15 protein-coding genes are annotated in these 21,643 nt (G+C 47.6%); 13 read left to right on the top strand and 2 right to left on the bottom strand.

Annotated features, from left to right (window positions below; translation table 11 throughout):
* The first annotated feature begins 42 nt into the window (after positions 1–42).
* The 6 genes from ACK4EX_RS02525 to paaA all read left to right on the top strand — a co-directional run bounded on the left by ACK4EX_RS02525 (position 43) and on the right by paaA (position 10,946).
* On the top strand, positions 43–5,901 hold the full coding sequence (locus ACK4EX_RS02525) for a PKD domain-containing protein (protein ID WP_409770373.1): 5,859 nt from the start codon (positions 43–45) through the stop codon (positions 5,899–5,901).
* Between the two features lie 9 nt (positions 5,902–5,910).
* The gene (locus tag ACK4EX_RS02530; protein WP_409769412.1) at positions 5,911–7,017 is read left to right on the top strand and encodes a PorP/SprF family type IX secretion system membrane protein; all 1,107 of its coding nucleotides are present in this window, start codon (positions 5,911–5,913) and stop codon (positions 7,015–7,017) included.
* Between the two features lie 144 nt (positions 7,018–7,161).
* Positions 7,162–7,287, top strand: coding sequence for a hypothetical protein (locus ACK4EX_RS02535; RefSeq protein WP_409769414.1), 126 nt, complete (start codon positions 7,162–7,164; stop codon positions 7,285–7,287).
* A 357-nt stretch (positions 7,288–7,644) separates the two neighbouring features.
* A complete protein-coding gene (locus ACK4EX_RS02540; RefSeq protein ID WP_409769415.1) occupies positions 7,645–7,779 on the top strand; it encodes a hypothetical protein in 135 nt (44 codons plus the stop codon).
* An 85-nt stretch (positions 7,780–7,864) separates the two neighbouring features.
* Entirely contained in the window at positions 7,865–9,892 is a 2,028-nt protein-coding gene (gene ligA / locus ACK4EX_RS02545; protein ID WP_409769417.1) for an NAD-dependent DNA ligase LigA, read from the top strand.
* A 106-nt stretch (positions 9,893–9,998) separates the two neighbouring features.
* Positions 9,999–10,946: a 1,2-phenylacetyl-CoA epoxidase subunit PaaA gene (gene paaA / locus ACK4EX_RS02550; RefSeq protein WP_409769419.1), complete on the top strand. Its 948-nt coding sequence runs from the start codon at positions 9,999–10,001 to the stop codon at positions 10,944–10,946.
* Between the two features lie 69 nt (positions 10,947–11,015).
* Here paaA and recG read toward each other — a convergent pair whose 3' ends face one another.
* Entirely contained in the window at positions 11,016–13,124 is a 2,109-nt protein-coding gene (gene recG / locus ACK4EX_RS02555; protein ID WP_409769421.1) for an ATP-dependent DNA helicase RecG, read from the bottom strand.
* Positions 13,125–13,249: 125 nt separating this feature from the next.
* Here recG and ACK4EX_RS02560 point away from each other — a divergent pair, with 125 nt between their 5' ends.
* Both ACK4EX_RS02560 and ACK4EX_RS02565 read left to right on the top strand, forming a co-directional pair.
* Positions 13,250–13,807, top strand: a complete 558-nt coding sequence (locus tag ACK4EX_RS02560; protein ID WP_409769423.1) for a 1-acyl-sn-glycerol-3-phosphate acyltransferase — start codon at positions 13,250–13,252, stop codon at positions 13,805–13,807.
* 57 nt (positions 13,808–13,864) lie between these two features.
* On the top strand, positions 13,865–14,704 hold the full coding sequence (locus tag ACK4EX_RS02565) for a mechanosensitive ion channel family protein (protein ID WP_124396803.1): 840 nt from the start codon (positions 13,865–13,867) through the stop codon (positions 14,702–14,704).
* 39 nt (positions 14,705–14,743) lie between these two features.
* Here ACK4EX_RS02565 and ACK4EX_RS02570 read toward each other — a convergent pair whose 3' ends face one another.
* A complete protein-coding gene (locus ACK4EX_RS02570; protein ID WP_124396804.1) occupies positions 14,744–14,995 on the bottom strand; it encodes a type B 50S ribosomal protein L31 in 252 nt (83 codons plus the stop codon).
* An 86-nt stretch (positions 14,996–15,081) separates the two neighbouring features.
* Between ACK4EX_RS02570 and ACK4EX_RS02575 the strand changes: the two genes are divergently transcribed.
* The 5 genes from ACK4EX_RS02575 (at position 15,082) to ACK4EX_RS02595 (ending at position 21,630) form a co-directional block, all read left to right on the top strand.
* Positions 15,082–16,572 (top strand): right-handed parallel beta-helix repeat-containing protein, encoded by a 1,491-nt coding sequence (locus tag ACK4EX_RS02575; protein WP_124396805.1) that lies wholly within the window; start codon positions 15,082–15,084, stop codon positions 16,570–16,572.
* A gap of 12 nt (positions 16,573–16,584) precedes the next feature.
* The gene (locus ACK4EX_RS02580; RefSeq protein WP_124396806.1) at positions 16,585–17,025 is read left to right on the top strand and encodes an NfeD family protein; all 441 of its coding nucleotides are present in this window, start codon (positions 16,585–16,587) and stop codon (positions 17,023–17,025) included.
* Positions 17,026–17,102: 77 nt separating this feature from the next.
* Positions 17,103–19,397 carry a type I DNA topoisomerase gene (gene topA, locus ACK4EX_RS02585; RefSeq protein ID WP_409769426.1) on the top strand — a complete coding sequence of 765 codons (2,295 nt, stop codon included), beginning with the start codon at positions 17,103–17,105 and terminating at the stop codon, positions 19,395–19,397.
* Positions 19,398–19,409: 12 nt separating this feature from the next.
* A complete protein-coding gene (locus ACK4EX_RS02590; RefSeq protein ID WP_409769428.1) occupies positions 19,410–20,594 on the top strand; it encodes a formimidoylglutamase in 1,185 nt (394 codons plus the stop codon).
* A gap of 88 nt (positions 20,595–20,682) precedes the next feature.
* Entirely contained in the window at positions 20,683–21,630 is a 948-nt protein-coding gene (locus ACK4EX_RS02595) for a type IX secretion system membrane protein PorP/SprF (protein ID WP_409769430.1), read from the top strand.
* The last annotated feature ends 13 nt before the right edge of the window (positions 21,631–21,643 follow it).

Below are 21,643 nucleotides of genomic sequence, written 5' to 3' on the forward strand. Positions count from 1 at the left end.
GCATCCTTTTCGGTACCTACATCGGGCTGTTCGCCCTTGCAGGTGCAGGTGGTCAATGCTTCATCGCCCGGGGTGAGCTATCAGTGGTATCTGAACGGACAGCTGCAGGCCACCACTGCGGAGAATCCGCTGTTCACCTTCACCAACGCAAGCCACACCCAGGACAGCATCATTCAGATCAAGCTCGTCGTAACGGCCGGCACCGGTTGTAAGGACTCCGTCACCCAGACAGTGACTGTATATCCAAGGCCATTGGCACAGTTCAGCATTCCATCGCCTGTGTGTGCCACTTCCACAGTCACAGCTGTCAACACCAGCCAGGGCAAGGGGCTGAGCTATCAGTGGTATGTAAACGACCCGGCCGTACTGATCAGCAATGCGACGACAGCAGCACCGACTTTTACTTTCCCCGACAATCAGACAGCCACACCGATCACCTATACCATCAGTCTTGCAGTAACTTCAACGGATGGCTGTAAGGACTCAGCCTGGCAGGCCGTGGTAGTGAACCCGCGTCCCACAGCAGCCTTTCAGTTGCCCGCACCGGCCTGTTCGCCCGCTGTGCTGCAACCGACAAACCAGAGCACCGGAAGCGGATTGCAGTATGCGTGGAGCATCACCCCGGCGGTATCCTCCACAGGGCTGAACACGGCTACGCCCACCTTCAATCTGCCATTAACCACCAGCGACAGCGCAGTCTATACCTTAAAACTGGTGGTGACCGACGCCAACGGCTGTGTGGACAGCCTCAGCAAGCAGTACTGGGTATATCCCAAGCCGAAGGCTGACTTTACGGCATCGGCCGACACGGTGTGCGACGGAGTAGCCATCACCTTTGTAAGCACCTCTTCATCGAATCAGTCAGGCTTTCCACAGGTGAGCCATCAATGGAACTTTGGCAACGGACAGACCTCGACGGATTCGTTGCCTGTGCCGGTACTTTTTACCAACAGCGGCACCCAGGACACCACCTACACCGTGCGGCTGATTGTGACCAACGCCTTTGGGTGTGTAGATACGGTGTATAAAAACATTCTCGTCCGTCCGAACGCCAGGGCACAGCTGCAAGTAAACGCTGCCTTTGACTGTGCACCCTTTAAGATCGACACATCGGTAGTGAAAGCCGTTCCTTATCCATTTGCCAACGCCACCTATACATGGAAGATTTTTGACAAGAACTTCAACGTGCTATCTACCCAGACAGGTCAGCACGCCCTGAACCACACCATTGTAAACGATGGCGACACGGTGTATGTGCGGTTGGTGGTCAGCTCGCTGTATGGCTGCAAGGCCGACTCGGTGACCCAGATGATGTACACCATTGTCAATCCAGTGGCATCCTTTTCGGTACCTACATCGGGCTGTTCGCCCTTGCAGGTGCAGGTGGTCAATGCTTCATCGCCCGGGGTGAGTTATCAGTGGTATCTGAACGGACAGCTGCAGACCACCACTGCGGAGAATCCGCTGTTTACCCTATTGAACAACAGCCACACCCAGGACAGCACAATAGTAGTCAAGCTGGTGGTAACAGCCGGCACCGGTTGTAAGGACTCCGTCACCCAGACGGTGACTGTATATCCAAGGCCATTGGCACAGTTCAGCATTCCTTCGCCTGTGTGTGCCACTTCCACAGTCACAGCCTCCAACACCAGCCAGGGCAAGGGGCTGAGCTATCAGTGGTATGTAAACAACCCTGCCGTACTGATCAGCAATGCGACGGCAGCAGCGCCGACTTTTACTTTCCCCGACAATCAGACGGCCACACCGATCACCTATGCGATCAGCCTGGCCGTGACCTCAACGGATGACTGTAAGGACTCAGCCTGGCAGGCTGTGGTGGTGAACCCGCGTCCCACAGCAGCCTTTCAGTTGCCTGCGCCGGCTTGTTCTCCAAAAGTGTTGCAACCCACCAACCAGAGCAGTGGCAGCGGATTGCAGTATGCGTGGAGCATCACCCCGGCGGTATCCTCCACAGGGCTGAACACGGCTACGCCCACCTTCAACCTTCCTCTGACCACCAACGACAGTGTGGTATATACCTTAAAACTGGTAGTGACCGACGCCAATGGCTGTGTGGACAGCCTCAGCAAGCAGTACTGGGTATATCCAAAGCCAAAGGCTGACTTTACGGCATCGGCCGATACGGTTTGCGACGGAGTGGCTATCACCTTTGTCAGCACCTCATCTTCCAACCAGAACGGCGTGCCGCAGCTGAGCCATCAATGGAACTTTGGCAACGGTCAGACCTCGACCGACTCATTGCCTTCGCCTGTGGTTTTTGTCAATACCGGCATCCAGGACACCACCTATACTGTGCGACTGATTGTGACCAACGCCTTTGGCTGCCTGGATACGGTGCACAAAAACATTCTCGTCCGTCCGAACCCGATTGCTCAATTAGACACCGGCCTCACAGTGGCTTGTGCGCCTTTTACCATAGATTCCACAAACATCAAAGCAATTGTCTATCCGTTGGCCAATGGGGCTTATACATGGCAGGTTATTAATAACAATCAGATTTTAGCCACATTCAATGGCCATAACGCAGTAAACTACACCATGACGAGCGATGGCGATACGGTAATAATCCGATTGATTGCCACTTCGCTCTTCGGCTGTGGAAGCGACACAGCTGACCAGCTTTTCATCACCATACCCAATCCGAACCCAGGTTTTGTGCTGTCGGATACAGCTGGTTGCCATCCGCTCACGGTGCAGATCACCGATACCTCATCGGCAGGCGTTACCTACCAGTGGTATGTGAACGGGGTACTTTCTTCCACTGTAAAAAATCCTCAATTTACCCTTACAAACACATCCTTCACCACAGACTCCATTTATACCATCAAACTGGTCATCACATCCATAGCCACCGGCTGTAAAGACTCAACAGTGCAGACCGTAAAAGTCTATGCTCGTCCGCTGGTCAACTTCCAGACTACTGAAGCCTGCCACAGCTTTGCCACACAGTTTACAGACCTAACCACCACCGTCGATACCATCATTCAGCGCATTTGGATATTGGGTAACGGGGATACCCTCTTTGGAAGCGCAAATCCGTCCTATACCTATGCTGTGCCTGGCGTTTACAACGTTACCCTAATCGCCGTGGACAGCCGCGGATGCAGCAACTTTATCACTCAACCCGTCATCGTGCGGCCTAATCCTGTGGCCAACTTTTTTACTCAATCGACTTGCGGACAGGACACACTTTGCATAGGCCAGCCCTTTGCTCTGATCAGCACCTCTACAATCGATTCGACTTTAGGCGGTACCCTGACCTATCAATGGGACATCCTAAACAACGGCACCATCGACTACACTTCGGCACAGCCGACCCATACTTTCACCCAGACAGGCACCTTCCCGATTAAGCTGCGCGTAATCTCTCAGTACGGCTGTGTGGATTCCGTGGTTAAAAATGTATATGTCATTCAGCCTCCAATAGCCAAATTCTCTCTTAGTGACGACTCCATTTGTGGCTCAGTCAATATTGGCATCATCGACTCAAGCTCCGGCCGACGGGATTTTTACTATTGGGAAATATTTGTAAAAGGTCCTCAAAACAACGAAATTATATTCTACACCGATAGCAATCCTAACCTGACACAAGGCCCGCTGCTCACTCCTTCGTACAACAACACCGATACGACCTACTATGTGCGACTGACTGTGGGCAATTGCTGCGGCATCTCTCAGGCTTTGGACAGCGTGGTCGTGATTCCGATACCGGTTCCTGACTTTCAGATTTTGCCTGACTCTGGCTGCTCGCCTCTCACCGTTACGCTCCAGCTCGACGGGCTTATTCCGCCCAATGCCGATTCGTTGACCATCGATTTCGGATTTAACAATCAAAAAACTTCCGTCACACCTACTATCGTCCAGACCGGCAACGGCCCAATTAAAATCTGGGGTCAGCCGTCGTTCACCTACACCTATACCGGTACTTCAGCAGATACCACCTACTACATCACCTTGCGTGCCTTCAATGCCTGTGGTGACACCACCAAAGTACTCCCCGTAAAGGTGGCTCCCAATACCGTGCAGGCATTTTTCCAGAGCGTTCCGAACATCGGCTGTGAACCACTGACTGTCAACTTTCAGAACCTATCCTTTGGCGCTTCCTTCCACAGCTGGTGCTTCGACTACAACCCTGTCACTAAACAGTGCAACGGTCAGACCTCCGTAGCCCAGAACCCAAGCTACACCTATCCGGTAGCAGGTACCTACACAGCGGCTCTCTTTGCTACCAATGGCTGCGGATACGACACCATTATGACCCAGATCCAGGTATTTCCCAGTCCAATCGCTGATTTTATTTACAACAACAACGTGTGTGCTGGAGATACCGTCTTTTTCACCAATACATCCATCTTCCCGCAAGGCCAGATCGTTCAGTACAACTGGAATTTCGGCAATGGCCAGACCTCCAATCTCATCAATCCCTATATGGTGTACAATCAAGCCGGAACCTACAATGTATGTCTCTACATTCAGTCAAATACCGGCTGTGGAGATTCCGTGTGCTATCCGGTTACAGTATTCGGAAAGTCATCCATCAATTTCTACGCGCAGAACAAGTGCTTTATCGATCAGCCCATACAGTTTTTTGACTCCACCAGTTCGGCGGGTGTGATCCAGACAATTTGGAAATTTGGAGACGGAAATACTTCTATCGCGGCCAATCCACAGCACACCTATTCAGCGCCGGGCATCTATCAGGTGACCCTCATCAAACAGATCAACCAGGGCTGCATCGACAGCATTACCAAGCCGGTACATGTATATCCCATGCCCACAGCAGCCTTTGCTATGCAACTGATTGCCGGCGACAGTTGCAACATTCCACAAACCTATAAGTTTATCAACCAGAGTCAGGGAGCGTTCGGATTTCAATGGGACTTTAACTTCAACAACAATCCCGGACAATTCACTTCTGTACTAAACGAACCCACTTTCACCTACAGTCAGCCCGGCGTATATCAGATCCGGCTGATCGCTACCAATGGCTATGGTTGTACCGATACTGCCTACCGCACCATCATCATCGGCAATGGAGTCTTCCCCGACTTCACCCCCGACTCGGCTGCCGGATGTGTGCCACTCACCGTACACTTCCAGGATGCATCGATTTACTCCGTAGGTATCGATACCGTCAAAAACTGGCATTGGAACTTCGGCGATGGCAATACCCTCTCCGGCATACCCAATCCCACCCACACCTACACCATAGCCGGTAAATACACCGTCACACTTACCGTTGAAATGGCCTCAGGCTGCATTGATAGCGTGACCAAAAACGGCTTTGTGGACGTCTATCACCGTCCGGAAGTCAATTTCGACATCCTCTTCGAATCGCTCAGACGCATCCGACTAGTAAACTATACCTTCGAGGGCGGTGTGCTCACAAATTATGAAATCGACTTTGGCGACGGCACCACCTCAAAAGACAGCACCCACCAGTACGACATCCAGTTGCTCGGCCGCGACTCGATCCAGATTTGTCTCAAAGCCACCAACTCCCTTGGCTGTGACTCAACCCTTTGCAAGCGCATATGGCTATGGAAGCACCAGCTCGACGTACCCAACGCCTTTGCTCCTGACCTTACCGAGGTAGGCGAAGGCAACGTTTTCTTACCTAAAGGGCACAACCTCAAGGAATACCATCTCCGCATCTACGACGCCTGGGGTAACCTGATCTTCGAATCGCGCTCCCTCGACGATAAAGGCTCACCAAACGAACCCTGGGACGGCCGGCACAAAGGCACCGGCAATGTCCTGCCAATGGGTGCTTATGTCTGGACGATTCATGCCCGCTTTAACGACAATACCCTCTGGGAAGGCAAACTCATGCCAAACGGCGAACGGCTCACCTTTGGCACCGTAACCCTGATTCGTTAAAAAAATTAGATGAAAACTCTGCTCCCCATACTCCTTGCCCTTATTGCTTTGCTCCCGGCGAAAGCACAAGACCCCGTCTTCTCCCAGATGCTGCTCAACAAAAACTACATCAATCCGGCCTACGCCGGCTATACAGGCGACATATCCTTCGACCTGCAGTCGCGCGTACAGTGGCTGCGCATACCGGCCTACTTTCTCACTAATGCCTTCTCCTTTCACGGCGGCTGCAATGCCACAAGGCTCGGCTACTCCATCACCGGCATGCACGATATGCGCGGTGAAGGCTTCTTGCAAAATACCCGTATCAACGGTGCCGTGTCTGTAAACATTCCGGCTTACTCCAGCCGACGTCTGCGCCCCCGCTGGCTTCGCGACAAAAAATTAATCTGGTCCACAGGCCTAAACATAGGCGTAGGCCAGCGGTATCTGAACTGGGATCGACTCACCTTCACCGACCAGTACGACATCTACTTCGGATTCGTACGCCCGCAGTCGCTCGTACAGCCCCAAAACGTAGCTTCCAACATCATCATTGACCTCTCGGCCGGCACACGCGCACGCATGCAGCTCGGCGATGCCGGCTCTTACGCGTCAGCCGGGTTTGCCATCTGGCATCTCAACCGCCCGGTAGAGTCCTTCTTTTTCACCGACAACCGGCTGCCCATGCGCTACACTGGCCACGCCTTCTTCCACTGGCAGACCGAGCGCTATACCAACAGCCCCCGCTATCTATCCATCGGATGGATCGGCAACTACCAGCTCGAGATGCAAACCAACGTCGTAATGGCCTACCGCGACTTCGGCCTTGGCTACATGCTCGGGGCCGGCTATCGCTCTGAGCGCATCTATGCCCTCACACGCAGGGTCGATTCCTGGGTCTTTCAGATACACGTCCGCCAGGAGCCCTTCTACCTCAGCTATTCCTTTGATCTCACCATGTCGAGCCTCGGCCCGCACCGCACCTTCGGCACACACGAGTTTGGCATTAGCTACCTGCTCAAGGGCTACAACATGTGCACCGGCGCATTTCGCCGATCCCGGCGCAAGAAGGCCGACTGCTTCTACCTGAACGACGACCTCTACGGCAAACTCGGCTTCACCGGATACCACATGTAGAGCACCCGTATCGTGCAGGCTGACTTGTTTTTTGAGTTTTTTTGTAGGGCGTGCCCCCTGACAAGGCGCCTGCAGCGCCTTCGTCAGGGGTCGGGCTATCCGCTCATATTCGCCTTGCGGGTGTAGGCGGCACATCGGGCTGCGGTGGCTTCGCCTGTCGCCTCCTCGCCCTGTGTGCCGCATGCTCCTCCCGCTGCGGCTCATATCCGCTTCTATCCCTCACGCAGCGCGCGACCCTTTAGGTCGCGCAACGATTATCCTGGATACTGATCACCTTCCAACACCCGCATTGCCCTGTTAGAGTCCTCCCTTGCTAAAACCTGTTCTCAAAATCCAGTAAACCCAGGCTTACATCACCTTCGTTCAAATGCTCACATCTTAGCCTCAAGATATAGGTCATGTGTGCACTTAAAACCCGACATCCTCCCACCACAATCTACAAGGAGACCTCATGAATTGCTACCTTCCGAACCGGGATTTGCTTCCGGATTTTCAAAAGTCGTTTACAGGTTTTGAAAATTAATTAGCAGCATTCATCTATCAAAATTTAACATCAATAGTCATCAGCTCTACAGAGATCAAGGGGTTTAGTCTGGTGTTCTGGCAGTGTGTGGTGCCGATTGCGTAATGCATGCGAAGGGCGCGCGACAGCGCGGAGCAAAGACTGAGCCTGCCGAAGCTGAGCACAGAAGCGAACGTGTACTCCGAAGCACGCCAACCCGAACGACTGAGCTAAGCGAAGGAAGTGAGGGGCACGCCTAAATAAAATTCTATCTCAAAATTTATAAACCCCGATCCGAAAGTGGTGCACACCCTAAGTTTGTAGGCACGATTAAGCCTTACATGTATGACTGAATTGGAGGCTTTGGCACGTATCGAAGAGCTTCGAGCCCAACTGCACCACCACAACTACTGCTACTACATCCTCGACAAGCCTGAAATCAGCGACCGCGAATTTGACCGGCTGATGAAAGAGCTCGAAACACTTGAGGAGCAATACCCACAGTTTGCCGACGAAAACAGCCCTACCCGGCGCGTAGGCGGGGGAGTGCTCGAAGGCTTCGAAAATGCACCCCATCGCTACCCGATGCTCTCGCTGGGTAATACCTACAGCGAAGGCGAGTTGCGCGACTATGTGGCACGTACCGAACGCATGGCCGGTGGTAAATGCCAGTTTGTATGCGAACTGAAGTACGACGGCACGGCCATCAGCTTACTCTACCGCGATGGCAGGCTCGTACAGGCCCTCACCCGTGGCGATGGTGCTGTGGGCGATGTGATTACTGATAATGTGCGTACGATCCGCTCCATACCTCTAAGGCTTACCGGCGACTATCCGAAGGAATTCTACATTCGCGGTGAAGTATTTATGCCCCTTGAGGGTTTCAGGCGGCTTAATAAAGAGCGCCTGGAGCAGGGACTGGAGCCATTTGCCAATCCTCGCAACTGTGCCTCAGGTACACTTAAACTGCTCGATACCAGCGAAGTAGCACGCAGACCTCTGGATTCGTATATGTACTTCGTCATCGCTGATCCGCCCGTAGCCGCATCTCACTACGAATCCATGCTTAAGGCACGTCAGTGGGGGTTTAAGATTCCAGATCCGGAGAAGCGCATGGTACAATTGGCTGACAGCGTGGAGGAGATAATGGACTTTGTGCACTACTGGGATGCGGCTCGCCACGATCTGCCTTTTGAGACCGACGGTATAGTCATCAAGGTAAACCAGTACCACCTACAAGAGGAGCTCGGCTACACGGCCAAGTCGCCGAGATGGGCCATTGCCTATAAGTTTAAGGCAGAGCAGGTGCGTACACGACTGCTCGACATTACTTACCAAGTAGGGCGAACAGGAGCCATTACACCCGTAGCCGAGCTCGAGCCGGTCTTCTTGGCAGGCACCACAGTAAAGCGCGCTTCCTTACACAATGCCGATCAAATTGCCCGACTTGACATACGCATTGGCGACTTTGTGTACGTGGAAAAGGGCGGGGAGATCATCCCAAAGGTGGTAGGAGTAGACCTTACGGCACGTGCTGCTGATTCGAAACCCCATCAGTACATCGCTCAATGTCCGGAGTGCGGCACTGACTTAATCCGTTTGCCAGGCGAGGCACTGCACTATTGCCCCAATCAGGAAGGTTGTCCGCCCCAGATCATCGGTAGGCTTGAGCACTTCGTAAGCCGAAAGGCAATGGACATAGAAGGCCTCGGTAGCGAAACAGTGGAACTGCTCTATCGGAATGGTTTAGTAGCCGACGTGGCCGATTTATATACCCTCAAAGACAAAAAAGACCAATTGCTTGCTCTCGAGCGCATGGCTGAAAAAAGTGTGACTAACTTGCTGGAAGGCATTGAGCGAAGCAAGCAGCAGCCCTTTGAGCGGCTGCTCTTCGCGCTGGGCATTCGCTACGTGGGTGAAACAGTGGCTAAAAAAGTGGCAAGGGCCGTTGGCAGCATCGATCGACTCATGACTGCCACTGTTGCCGAACTTATGGCCATTGACGAAGTAGGTGAAAAAATAGCAGAAAGCATCGCGGAGTACTTTTCAAAAGAAAAAAACCGCCAGCTCGTGGAGCGCCTGCGCACTGCAGGGCTGCAGATGGCTGTAACGGTTGAAGAAACAGAGCCAAAGTCTGATAAATTAAAGGGATTAACAGTGGTGATTTCTGGCGTCTTTCATACCATAAGCCGCGACGACCTGAAGGCACTGCTCGAAAGTCATGGGGCTAAGGTAGGCAGTGGAGTTACCGGAAAGACAGACCTGCTAATCGCCGGCGACAACATGGGCCCAGCCAAGTTGCAGAAAGCTCAACAGCTCAATGTGCGCATCATGACAGAAAAGGAATTTTTTGCGTTTTTAGAATGCCACTGACGATTTTTACCGTTCAGAATGCATTTTTAAAAAGAACAGAGAACTTTTTTCCATCTCGGTAGTATTGAAAAGTGGTATCTTTACATCGTTAAATTATTCATTTGAAATGATTAAAGACGAAAATGAAATGCTGGAGCGCTTCCAGCAATATGTGGATGGAGAAAACAAAGTAGAGCCCAAAGACTGGATGCCCGAGGCCTATCGAAAGACGCTGATCCGGCAAATCAGTCAGCACGCACATAGCGAAGTAGTAGGTATGCTTCCCGAGGCCAATTGGATAACACGTGCCCCTTCGCTACGGCGTAAGATTACTCTGCTAGCCAAAGTTCAGGACGAGGCAGGACACGGTTTGTATCTCTATTCAGCGGTGGAGACCCTCGGCGTAAAGCGCGAAAAAACGATCGAAGATCTTCTCAGCGGCAAAGCCAAATATTCCAGTATTTTCAACTATCCTACACTCACATGGGCCGATATCGGCGCCATAGGTTGGCTCGTCGATGGTGCTGCCATTGCCAACCAGGTGATGCTGTGTCGCACAAGCTATGGCCCGTATGCCCGTGCAATGGTGCGCATCTGCAAGGAGGAGAGTTTCCATCAGCGCCAGGGATATGAAATAATGATGACCCTGGCCTTCGGCACACCAGAGCAGAAAGCGATGGCACAGGATGCACTGAACCGCTGGTGGTGGCCTGCACTGATGATGTTTGGCCCGTCTGATGACCACTCGCCAAACAGTGCCCTGTCAATGAAATGGAAAATCAAACGCAAATCAAACGACGAACTTCGTCAGGAGTTTATCGACAAGACTGTTCCACAGGCCGATTACCTTGGACTTACCATTCCAGATCCTCACTTGAAGTGGAACGAAGAGCGCGGTCATTATGACTTCGGCCCAATCGATTGGGAAGAATTTTACAATGTGATTTCAGGCAATGGACCGTGCAACAAGCAGCGACTCGATGCCCGTCGCAAGGCGCACGAAGAGGGCCGTTGGGTTAGGGAGGCTGCTGCAGCCTTCGCCCGTAAGCGCGCTATGGAATTGCAGGAAGCGTAATTTTAATAGTAAAATCCACTTCAATTCCCGACTCCACGAGGGTCGGGTTTTTTTATTTGTAAAAATTCTTCAACTAATCTTCGCATACGAAGCGCTGGAGGCGTACAAGTGCTGGTAGTAGAGCAGAGAAGGGCGGTGTTCTGGTTTGGTGAGTTTTGGATCGTCTTTGTAAAGAGATAAAGCTGCATCGCGGGTTACTTGTACTAAGTGTTGATCGGTGGCCAGATTGGCGATTTTCATATTGACCAAGCCACTTTGCCGGGTGCCCATAATGTCTCCTGGGCCACGCAATTGAAGGTCAATTTCGGCAATTTCAAATCCGTCGTTGGTACGGCACATAGTTTCGATGCGCACTTTAGCATCCGATGAAAGCTTGTTGCCCGTTACCAAGATGCAATACGATTTTTCAGCGCCCCGGCCTACCCGTCCGCGTAACTGATGCAACTGTGATAGGCCAAAGCGTTCAGCATTTTCAATCACCATCACCGTAGCGTTTGGCACGTTTACACCCACTTCGATCACTGTGGTAGCCACCATGATGTTTGAAATACCCTTTACAAACCGCTCCATCTCATGGGCTTTGTCTTCGGGACTCATGCGGCCATGTACCACGCTGAACTGGTAATCGGGCAGCGGAAATGCCCGCTGAAGGTTTTCAATGCCTTGCTCAAGTGCCAGAAGATCAAGTTTTTCTGACTCTTCAATGAGCGGATATACCACGTATATCTGCCTTCCTTTGGCAATTTCGCTTTTCATAAATCCGAAGAGTCTGAGCCTGTGTGCTTCGGTCACATGATAGGTGGCCACGGGCTTACGGCCCGGTGGCAATTCGTCGATCACCGACACTTCCAGATCGCCGTATAAGGTCATAGCCAGGGTACGCGGTATTGGCGTGGCGGTCATTACCAAAATGTGTGGTGGCTGAGTGTTCTTTTTCCAAAGTTTGCCTCGTTGTTCTACTCCAAAGCGATGTTGCTCGTCGATCACGGCCAATCCGAGGTTATTAAAAGAGACTGTATCTTCGATCAGCGCATGTGTACCGATGAGAATGTGCAGTGAACCATCTTCAAGCATCCGATGAATCTCACGGCGCTCAGCTGTTTTAGTACTTCCTGTGAGAAGTTTTACATTCACAGGTAGGCCAAATAGCATCTCGCTTATGGTCTGGTAGTGTTGTTGGGCGAGAATTTCAGTAGGAGCCATCATACACGCCTGGAAGCCAGCATCTACGGCCATCAGCATGGCTTGAAGGGCTACAAGGGTCTTGCCACTGCCTACATCGCCCTGTAAGAGGCGGTTCATTTGCTTGCCACTGGTCACATCAGCCCGAATTTCTCGCAAAACCCTGATCTGCGCATTTGTGAGCTTGTAGGGTAGCTTTTGGTGGTAAAAAGTGCGTAAATGATTGTGTATTTCCCTGAAAATAAAGCCTTTGTTGTTTTGGCTTACAAGCATTTTTTGCCACACGACTGAAATTTGAATAAAAAACAGCTCTTCGAATTTCAGTCTTTTGCGGGCTTTTTGAAGTTGCTCTTCGCTTTGAGGAAAGTGTATGTATAAGAAAGCTTCTTCGCGCGAAATCAATTGGTGACCTTCAACGACCTTAAGGGGTAGTACCTCCTGCCATTTGCCCTTTATTAGTTCAAGGGCATTTTGTATAATCTTGGAAATTCCTTTAGAATGTAAACCTACGGCGGTGAGTTTCTCGGTGGTGGAATAGACGGGCTGCAGTACGGAGGCTACTTGCTGCTCAGCATTTGACTTCTCTTCGAGCTCAGGATGTATAAAGCTGAACGTGCCATTGAAATAGTTGGGTCTGCCAAAGAGAACGTAGGTTTTATCGAGTTTGATGTAGTCTTTTATCAACTTAAAACCTTGAAACCATGTGACTTCTACTGATCCGGTATCGTCGTAAAACAAACCTGTAAGAATGCGTCTGCCGTTTTTGGTTTTTGACTCTTGAATAGACTTGAATTTTCCAATAAGTTGAATGTCAACTTCAGTAGTTTTGATGTCAGAAATTGTATGAAAAGTCGTGCGATCGACATATCGGAAAGGAAAGTGGTGCAATAAGTCGTCGAGGGTATGTATGTTCAGTTCTTTGCGCAGCAGTTCACCCCTTTTTGGGCCAACGCCTTTGATGTATTCGATAGGAGTATGTGCTAATTCAAAATTCAAAAAAGATCATTTTTGCAAAAATGATTAAGATGTACAGAAATTTGAAAGTTACCAACCATCTAATTTGGCATAGGGCCAACAAATTCTCTTAAATTTTTTATTTTCACCAAAATTTCTTGGAAGCAATGAGGTATTTATTGGCATCTTTTTTCTTTAGACTATTTGGATGGAAACTACAGGTAATCGATCTATCGATGATTCCCGGCACAGTGATGGTAGCAGCGCCACATACATCTAATTGGGATTTTCCAATAGCACTTTTTGCTTTCTGGAAGATGCGAATTCCATTTAAGTACTTCATTAAGGACAGTTACACCAAGTCGCCCCTGGGCTGGTTTTTCAAGTGGACCGGGGCTATTGGCGTAGATCGCAGCAGATTGAAAAACAATCTCGTGGAATATGCGGCCGAACTACTGAAGAAAAATCCAAAAATGGTGATATTGGTGCCTGCTGAAGGAACGCGAAAGCGTGTTGATCGCTGGAAAACAGGATTTTATCACATAGCCATGAAGGCAGGTGTCAACATCACTCTCGGCTTTGCCGATTATGAGAAAAAAACTGCCGGGGTATTGGGTGTGCTAAAGCCCAGTGGGGTTTTTGAAAAGGACATGTCAAAAATTCAGGAACAGTACAAAAACATAAAAGGCAAGTATCCGGAGCTATACAACGAGAAAATTTTTTAATTTTTTGGTTCTTGTTTACAATCTTTAAAATTTTTGTCATCAATAAATCGTATGTCTATGGAAGAAATCACAAACATCTCGTCACTTAAACAAAATCTTGAACTCAATAAATACATACAATTAGCCGTGGAATACGGCTTGATCCTGTTAAAGGCGCTTGTCGTACTCATCATTGGTCTATGGTTGGTTAAGCGACTGGTAAAGACCGTTGAGCGGATCATGATACGCTCCAGTGTCGATGAAACTCTTCGCCCGTTTTTACTTACCATTATCGACATTGTCTTGAAGGTTGCGCTTTTCATCGCAGTTGTTGGAATTTTGGGTATTCAGACCACCTCTTTTGTAGCAGTGCTTGGTGCGGCTGGTCTGGCTGTGGGTCTGGCCTTGCAGGGAAGTTTGTCGAATTTAGCTGGAGGGGTAATCATTCTTTTGCTAAAACCTTTTAAAGTGGGGGAAGTGATTGATGCACTCGGCTTTGCTGGAACAGTAAAGGAAATTCAAATATTTCATACGATACTCCACACCTTCGATAATCGCCGGATCGTAATACCCAACGGGCAATTGGCTAATTCGAGTCTGACCAACATAACACGTAATCCTATCCGTCGGCTTGACCTTGAAGTTTCTGTTGCCTATGGCAGTGATATTGATTTTGTAAAGCAAACCATCACAGAGATAATCAAAAGTGATGAACGCTTTCACAATGAGCCTGATCCGTTGGTCAGGTTACTTCGTATGGCCGACAGCGCTATCGTATTTATTATTCGCGTTTGGGTTGATACGGACAAATATTGGCCTGCGTATTTTGATTTATTGGAAAACTTGTATAAAGAATTCTATCGCCGGGGAATTTCGATTCCATTTCCGCAGCTCGATGTGCACATTCAGCAGAAATAAAAAAGGGGGCTTAAGCCCCCTTTTGTAAAAGTAAAGTTCTTATTTTTGAAATTTTGCGTACTTATTGCGAAACTTATCTACACGACCTGTGGTATCTACGATCTTCATCTTTCCTGTGAAGTAAGGGTGAGAAAACGAAGAAATTTCCATCTTCACCAAGGGATATTCTACGCCGTCAATGGTAATTGTATCTTTAGTTTCAGCACAGCTCTTAGTGATCACATAGTCACCAGTGCCCATATCTTTCATCACCACTGTACGGTAATTTTTCGGATGAATATTTTCTTTCATTTTTATGTCGATTAAAAAGCTTTTAGAAAATGGCCTGCAAAAGTAGGCAAATCGCTTGTTATTTTGCAACTGATTTTCTGAACTAAATGATTCGTCTAAGAGCTTTAACACTTTTTACACTTTCGTTGCTTGTCATCACACTTCTGTCTTGTCGAAAAGAATTTGAATTTACATCTACACGACTTGATTTGCGATTTTCGGCCGATACTTTATATCTCGATACAGTTTTTACCGGATTAAATTCCTCTACGCGAATACTGAAGGTTTTCAACACCTCGAACGAAGGTATACGCATCGAATCTGTCGCACTGGCACGTGGTGAGCAGTCATGGTACCGGCTGAATGTCAATGGCATTAGCGGCCGAAGTGTCGAAAATGTAGAAATCGGTCCTCGCGACAGCATTTACATATTTGTAGAAATCACGCCACTGTCTAACAGCCTTGAGCTTTTATATGTAGATAGCATTGAGTTTCGGTCAGGAGGCAGGGTGCGCCATGTGCACCTGGTCAGTCTTGTTAACGATGCTTATTTTCACTTTCCGAACAGATACATTCCAGGCCTTGGCATTCCCTACTCTGTGGCTCCTTGCAACACAACTTTGCCAAATGACAAGCCACATGTTATCTATGGGTATTGGGTGGTAGATAGTCTTTGTACACTTACCATACTACCCGGCACTAAATTGCATTTTCACTCCGGAAGCGGAATTTGGGTGTATAATGGTGGAACGTTGCTCGTTGATCCACAGAATACAGGTTCGTATGAAAATCCCGTTATTTTTCAAGGCGACCGACTAGAGCCCTTCTACAAAGAAATTCCCGGGCAATGGGGTGGAGCTTTGGGGGGAATTTTCTTAATGGGAGGCAGTAAAAACAACGTGATTCAAAATGCTTTGATTAAAAATGGCACTATTGGCATTGTGCTCGACAGCCTTGATTCGCCCAATTCAAATACTTTTATTAAAAACACGAGGATTTTTAATTTCTCTCGGGTAGGCATACTTGGAGGGTTTGGCAGTGCTGAAATTCAAAGTACAGTGGTGGCAAACTGTGGATTGTATTGCTTTTATGCCCTGGGCGGTCGCTACAGTTTTACATTTACCACCTTTGCCAATTATTGGAATCAAAGTGCACGTGGAACCCCAGCTGTAGCCATCACCAACTTTTTTGAAGACCCCGATCGGCGCATTCAGGTGCGCGATATTCTTAAGGCAGATTTTTCGAGCTGTATTATATATGGTGCAAACAATCAAGAGCTTGGACTGTACAGAGCTCCAGCATCGAGCAATGGGACGTTTTCATATTTTTTCAGAAATTCTCTGATCAAAGTGGATAATGACTCAACAAAGAGGGGATTTGATATTTCCAATCCCTTGTTTTTCCAAGATTGTAAGTTTAATCTCAATCCGAGATTTAGAGATATTCCGAGCAACAACTACTCGATTGATTCAATTAGCCCTGTCATTGATCAAGCTTTTTTCAACGATGCCATTGCCATACCTTTGGATATACGAGGTCGATTTCGCTCTAATGGAGGACTGCCCGACATTGGAGCCTATGAATACTATCAACAGTAAAAATTTTGAAGTATGGATTACATCACTGGCACACAATGGTGGATTATCGCAGGCATTTTGCTACTGATTCTTGAAATTTTTACGCCTGCTTTTTTTGCAGCAGCATTGGCTGTAGGATGCTTTATTACGGCGGTCTTTTCTTATTTAGGAACTCCTACTGAAATCAGTTGGTTGATTTTTTCTGCAGTTTCAATCATCACAGTTATTTATCTGCGACCATTAGCGAAGAAAATGTACAATGGCAAGCAGTTGAAAACCAATGCAGAGGCTATGATTGGTCGCACAGCTGTGGCCGAAACAGACATCAATACCGTTCAACCCGAAGGTTATGTAAAACTCGATGGCGTAAGTTGGAAGGCTGTTTTGGCTGACTCTTCAACATCTGTATTCAAGGGAGATCACGTCAAAATTGTAGGATACGAAAGCATCGTGTTAAAAGTGAAAAAAGTGTGATTAAGGCGAATATTCTATCAGTAATCCTTTGGTTTAGATGGTGTAGTTGAACGTAATTTGCAGCAAATTACCCGCCGATGGCAAAAAATTTACTCATAGTAGAGTCGCCTGCAAAGGCAAAAACCATTGAAAAATTTTTAGGAAAAGATTACAAAGTAGAGAGTTCGTATGGCCATATCAGAGATCTGGATACCAAGGGATTGAGTGTAGATGTTGAGAACAATTTTAAGCCCAAGTACGTCATATCTCCCGATAAAAAAGAGATTGTCAATAAATTAAAAAAATTAGCCCAAGAAGCCGAAACTGTATGGTTGGCTAGCGATGAAGACCGCGAGGGAGAAGCAATATCTTGGCATTTGGCCGAAACGCTGAAGCTCGATCCCATGAAAACCAATCGCATTGTTTTTCATGAGATTACAAAAACTGCCATCGAAAATTCCATAAAAAATCCCCGAAAAATTGACCTTAATTTAGTAAACGCACAACAGGCGCGACGTATTCTAGACCGCTTGGTGGGCTTCGAAATGTCACCTGTGCTATGGAAAAAAATCAAAAGTGGACTCAGTGCGGGCAGAGTGCAGTCGGTGGCAGTTCGACTTATCGTAGAGCGCGAACGCGAAATTCATCAATTTCAATCCACTTCCTACTTTCGAGTAGTTGCAATCTTCCAAAGTGCTGATGGCAAAACCTTTAAAGCTGAACTCAATCAGCGCTTCGATACAGAGGATCAAGCCCTTGATTTTCTTAAAAAAGTTACGGGATTTCCCTTTCAAATAACCGATGTAGAGAAAAAGTCGGCGACGCGCTCGCCGGCGCCCCCGTTTACTACTTCTACACTTCAGCAGGAAGCATCGCGCAAGCTCGGTTTCTCCGTATCGCAAACCATGACCCTTGCTCAGAAACTTTACGAAGACGGTTATATCACTTACATGCGTACCGACAGCGTAAACCTGAGCGAAGAAGCTTTAGCCGCGATACAAAATCAAATTAAATCCGAGTTTGGCGAAGAGTACTCCAAAGTGCGTCGATATACGACCAAGTCAAAAGGCGCACAGGAAGCCCATGAGGCAATACGTCCGACGTATTTCGACAAGAAAGTAGCAGGCAGCGATGCCCAGCAGAAAAAGCTATACGAACTCATCTGGAAACGGGCTGTTGCCTCTCAAATGGCGGATGCTCAAATTGATAGAACTATCATTTCCATCAGTGCTCCTGGCGATGAACTCCTTTTTCAAGCAAAGGGTGAAGTCATCCGCTTTGATGGATTTTTAAAACTTTACATCGAAGGCACGGATGATGAGGAGACCGATGAAGATTCAGCCCTTTTGCCAAATGTGCAAAGGGGTGATTCTGTAAAAGCACTTGAAATTCAGGCTACTCAACGATTCACAAAGCATCCACCTCGCTACACGGAAGCTTCGCTCGTCAAGAAACTCGAGGAGCTTGGCATCGGTCGTCCATCGACCTACGCCCCCACCATTGCTACCATTATAAAAAGGGGTTACGTTCATAAACCCGTCTTAGAAGGTAAAACCAGAGATTACAAAATTTTCACCTGGGAAGACGGTTCTGTAAAAGAAAAAACCGAAACCGAAGTGACCGGAGCCGAGAAAAACAAACTCCTGCCTACAGATATCGGCTTTTTGGTTACAGATTTTTTGGTTGAAAATTTCAACGACATCCTTGACTATCAATTTACTGCCCAGGTCGAAGAAGAATTTGACGAAATTGCCCGCGGTCAGAAAGACTGGGTGGAAATGATCCGTAACTTTTACAACCACTTTCATCCAACGGTGGAGGAGGCATCTGAGAAAAAAGAAAAAGTGAAAGGCGAGCGCGTTCTCGGCACCGACCCAAAAACAGGTAAAATCGTATATGCCAAAATAGGTCGATACGGGCCAATGATTCAAATTGGAGAGAATACCGACAGTGAAAAACCACAGTTTGCAAGCCTGCTGAAAAATCAGTCAATTGAAACCATTACATTAGAGGAGGCCTTAAAGCTCTTTGAATTGCCTCGCAAAGTAGGAGAATACGAAGGTAAAGAAATTGTAGCTGCAGTAGGCAAGTATGGTCCTTACTTAAGATATGGCGACTCTTTTATTTCCTTAAATCCCAACCAAGGAGTAAGCCCACTCACCGTAACACTCGAGCAAGCCATTGAACTGATTGAAGAGAAGCGAAAGTCATCCGATTCGGGAATAATCCAAAAATTTGATAGTGTGACTCCTGAAATTCAGGTGCTAAAAGGACGTTACGGTCCCTACATTAAACAAGGCAAAAACAATTACAAAATTCCTAAAGGCACAAATCCGCAAGACCTTACCCTTGAACAGTGCTTACAAATTATCGAAGCCCAGAAAGCCAAATAATAACCTCGCTACATGGAATTGAAAGAGTTGCTCTATCCGGTACCCGACTACTGCGTAGATGAAGTCAGAGAACAGCTGCCCACTCGACTTGGCAGTTTGATTCGATATCACAGCGAGTTCGAAGGATTACCCGATCTTGAAAACGCCAGACTCGCCATAATCGGTGTGCCTGAAGACAGAGGCTCGCAACATAACAAAGGTAGCGCTTCGGGTGTCGATAAAATTCGCTATCAATATTACAAGCTCTTTCCTGGCGAATGGAATACTGATGCAATCGTTGATCTCGGAAATATACAAAAGGGTTATACTCTTACAGATACATATGCTGCTTTGCAATATGTATGTGAAGAGTTGATTGTGCGACAGATCATACCTATAGTGATAGGTGGTTCAAACGATTTGCTCTATCCGTTGTACAAAAGCTTTCAAAAAGCTGAACAATTCGTTAACATCAGTGCCGTAGATCCTTTTTTCGATCTTGGTAACCACACTAACGAGGTAAATGACGAAAACTATCTAAGTCACATTGTTTTAAACCAGCCGTTTCTCCTAAACAATTTCACAAACATCGGTTACCAGAGCTATCTAGTGAGTCCCGACGAAGTGCAGCTGATGGAAAAAATGTATTTTGACTATCACCGTTTGGGAGACGTTAGACCAGTAAAACGAGTTGAGCCGCTCATCCGAAATGCCGACATTGTTTCTTTTGACATGATTAGTGTTAAAGCAGCTGATAATCCCGGGCATGCTCAGGTACAGCCCAATGGATTTACCGGTGATGAGGCATGCTCCATCATGCGTTATGCCGGATTGAGCGATAAGTTGTCGGCTATCGGGTTGTTTGGATACAATCCTGCTTTTGATCATCACGCCATTTCAGCCTCATTAGCGGCACAAATGTTATGGTATTTCATTGAAGGGTATTTTTTGAGAAAGGGGGATTATCCTATCTGTTCGAAAAAAGATTTTTTAAAATTTACAGTGATAATTGAAGAAGGAGATTATACAATTGTTTTTTACAAAAATCCTAGAACAGGTAGATGGTGGATGGAAATTCCCTTAAATAATCCTCTGGATAAGAACATCGAAAGACACCTTTTAATACCCTGTGATGAGGAAGATTACAACAATGCCGTGAACCAGGAAATACCACTGCGATGGTGGAAAGCCATGCAGAAAAATGCGCTGATTTCCTGAGAAAATCGGAAAATTAAAATTTCCCTTTTGGAAAATTAAAAAAGTCATAAATTAGCCAAAACTTAAAGCGATTACATAACTTGGGCGCATGAAGAAATTTTCGGTCCTATTTTTTATTTTTTTCCTTACAAAATTCACATTTGCCCAGCAGGAGATTCAGTTTACGCAATTTATGTTTAATCGTACTTTCTATAATCCTGCTCATACTGGAATGTCACCCGCCATTTGTGCTACTGTTTTTAACAGAAGTCAGTGGGTTGGTTTCGATGGTGCCCCTGTTACATTAAGCGGTGTGCTTGAGTCGCCTATCAATTTTTTACATGGAGGCTTAGGTCTAAGACTTTACAGAGATCAAATCGGTTTTTTTGACGATATAAATTTTGGTTTGTCCTATTCGTACCATATCGAGCGTGCTGAAGGCAGATTAGGTATTGGTCTGCGAGTAGATTTGGTAAACAAGTCAATCGGCAATGCTGATTGGATTACTCCGAGCGGCAACCTCTGGGTAAGTGATGGATCGATTGGTGCTCCTGCTTCGAGTGGTCTATCACCCGATATCTCGTTTGGTATTTATTATGAAGGAACAAAGTTTAGTGCAGGACTTGCATCCACCCGACTGCTCGAGGCAGAAACCGATTTGCAAAATGGCACAGGTGGGGTTGTGAAGTTTAGAGGTCGTCGTACACTTTTAGGAAACTTTGGATACAACTTTACTTTTGAAGGCACCAATTGGGTTTTTGTGCCAGGTACTTTTATAAAATATGATTTCACAAAACTTCAGGCTGACCTTAACGTGATGGCCTATTACAACGAGAAATTCTGGGGAGGCTTATCTTATCGATTTGTCGATGCCATTGCACTTATTGCCGGTGCGCAAGTGCTTCCCTCGTTAGCTGTTGGGTATTCATATGACCTTACTACTTCTTCGATTCGCAGAGTATCATCTGGTAGCCATGAAATCTTTTTGAGATACTGCTTTAAGATCACAATTCCTCCGAGAGAAATTGGCAGTTATAGAAATGTTAGATTTTTGTAATATAGCGGCCTGA

The sequence above is a fragment of the Thermaurantimonas sp. genome, from assembly GCF_046299575.1.
Lineage (GTDB): Bacteria > Bacteroidota > Bacteroidia > Flavobacteriales > Schleiferiaceae > Thermaurantimonas.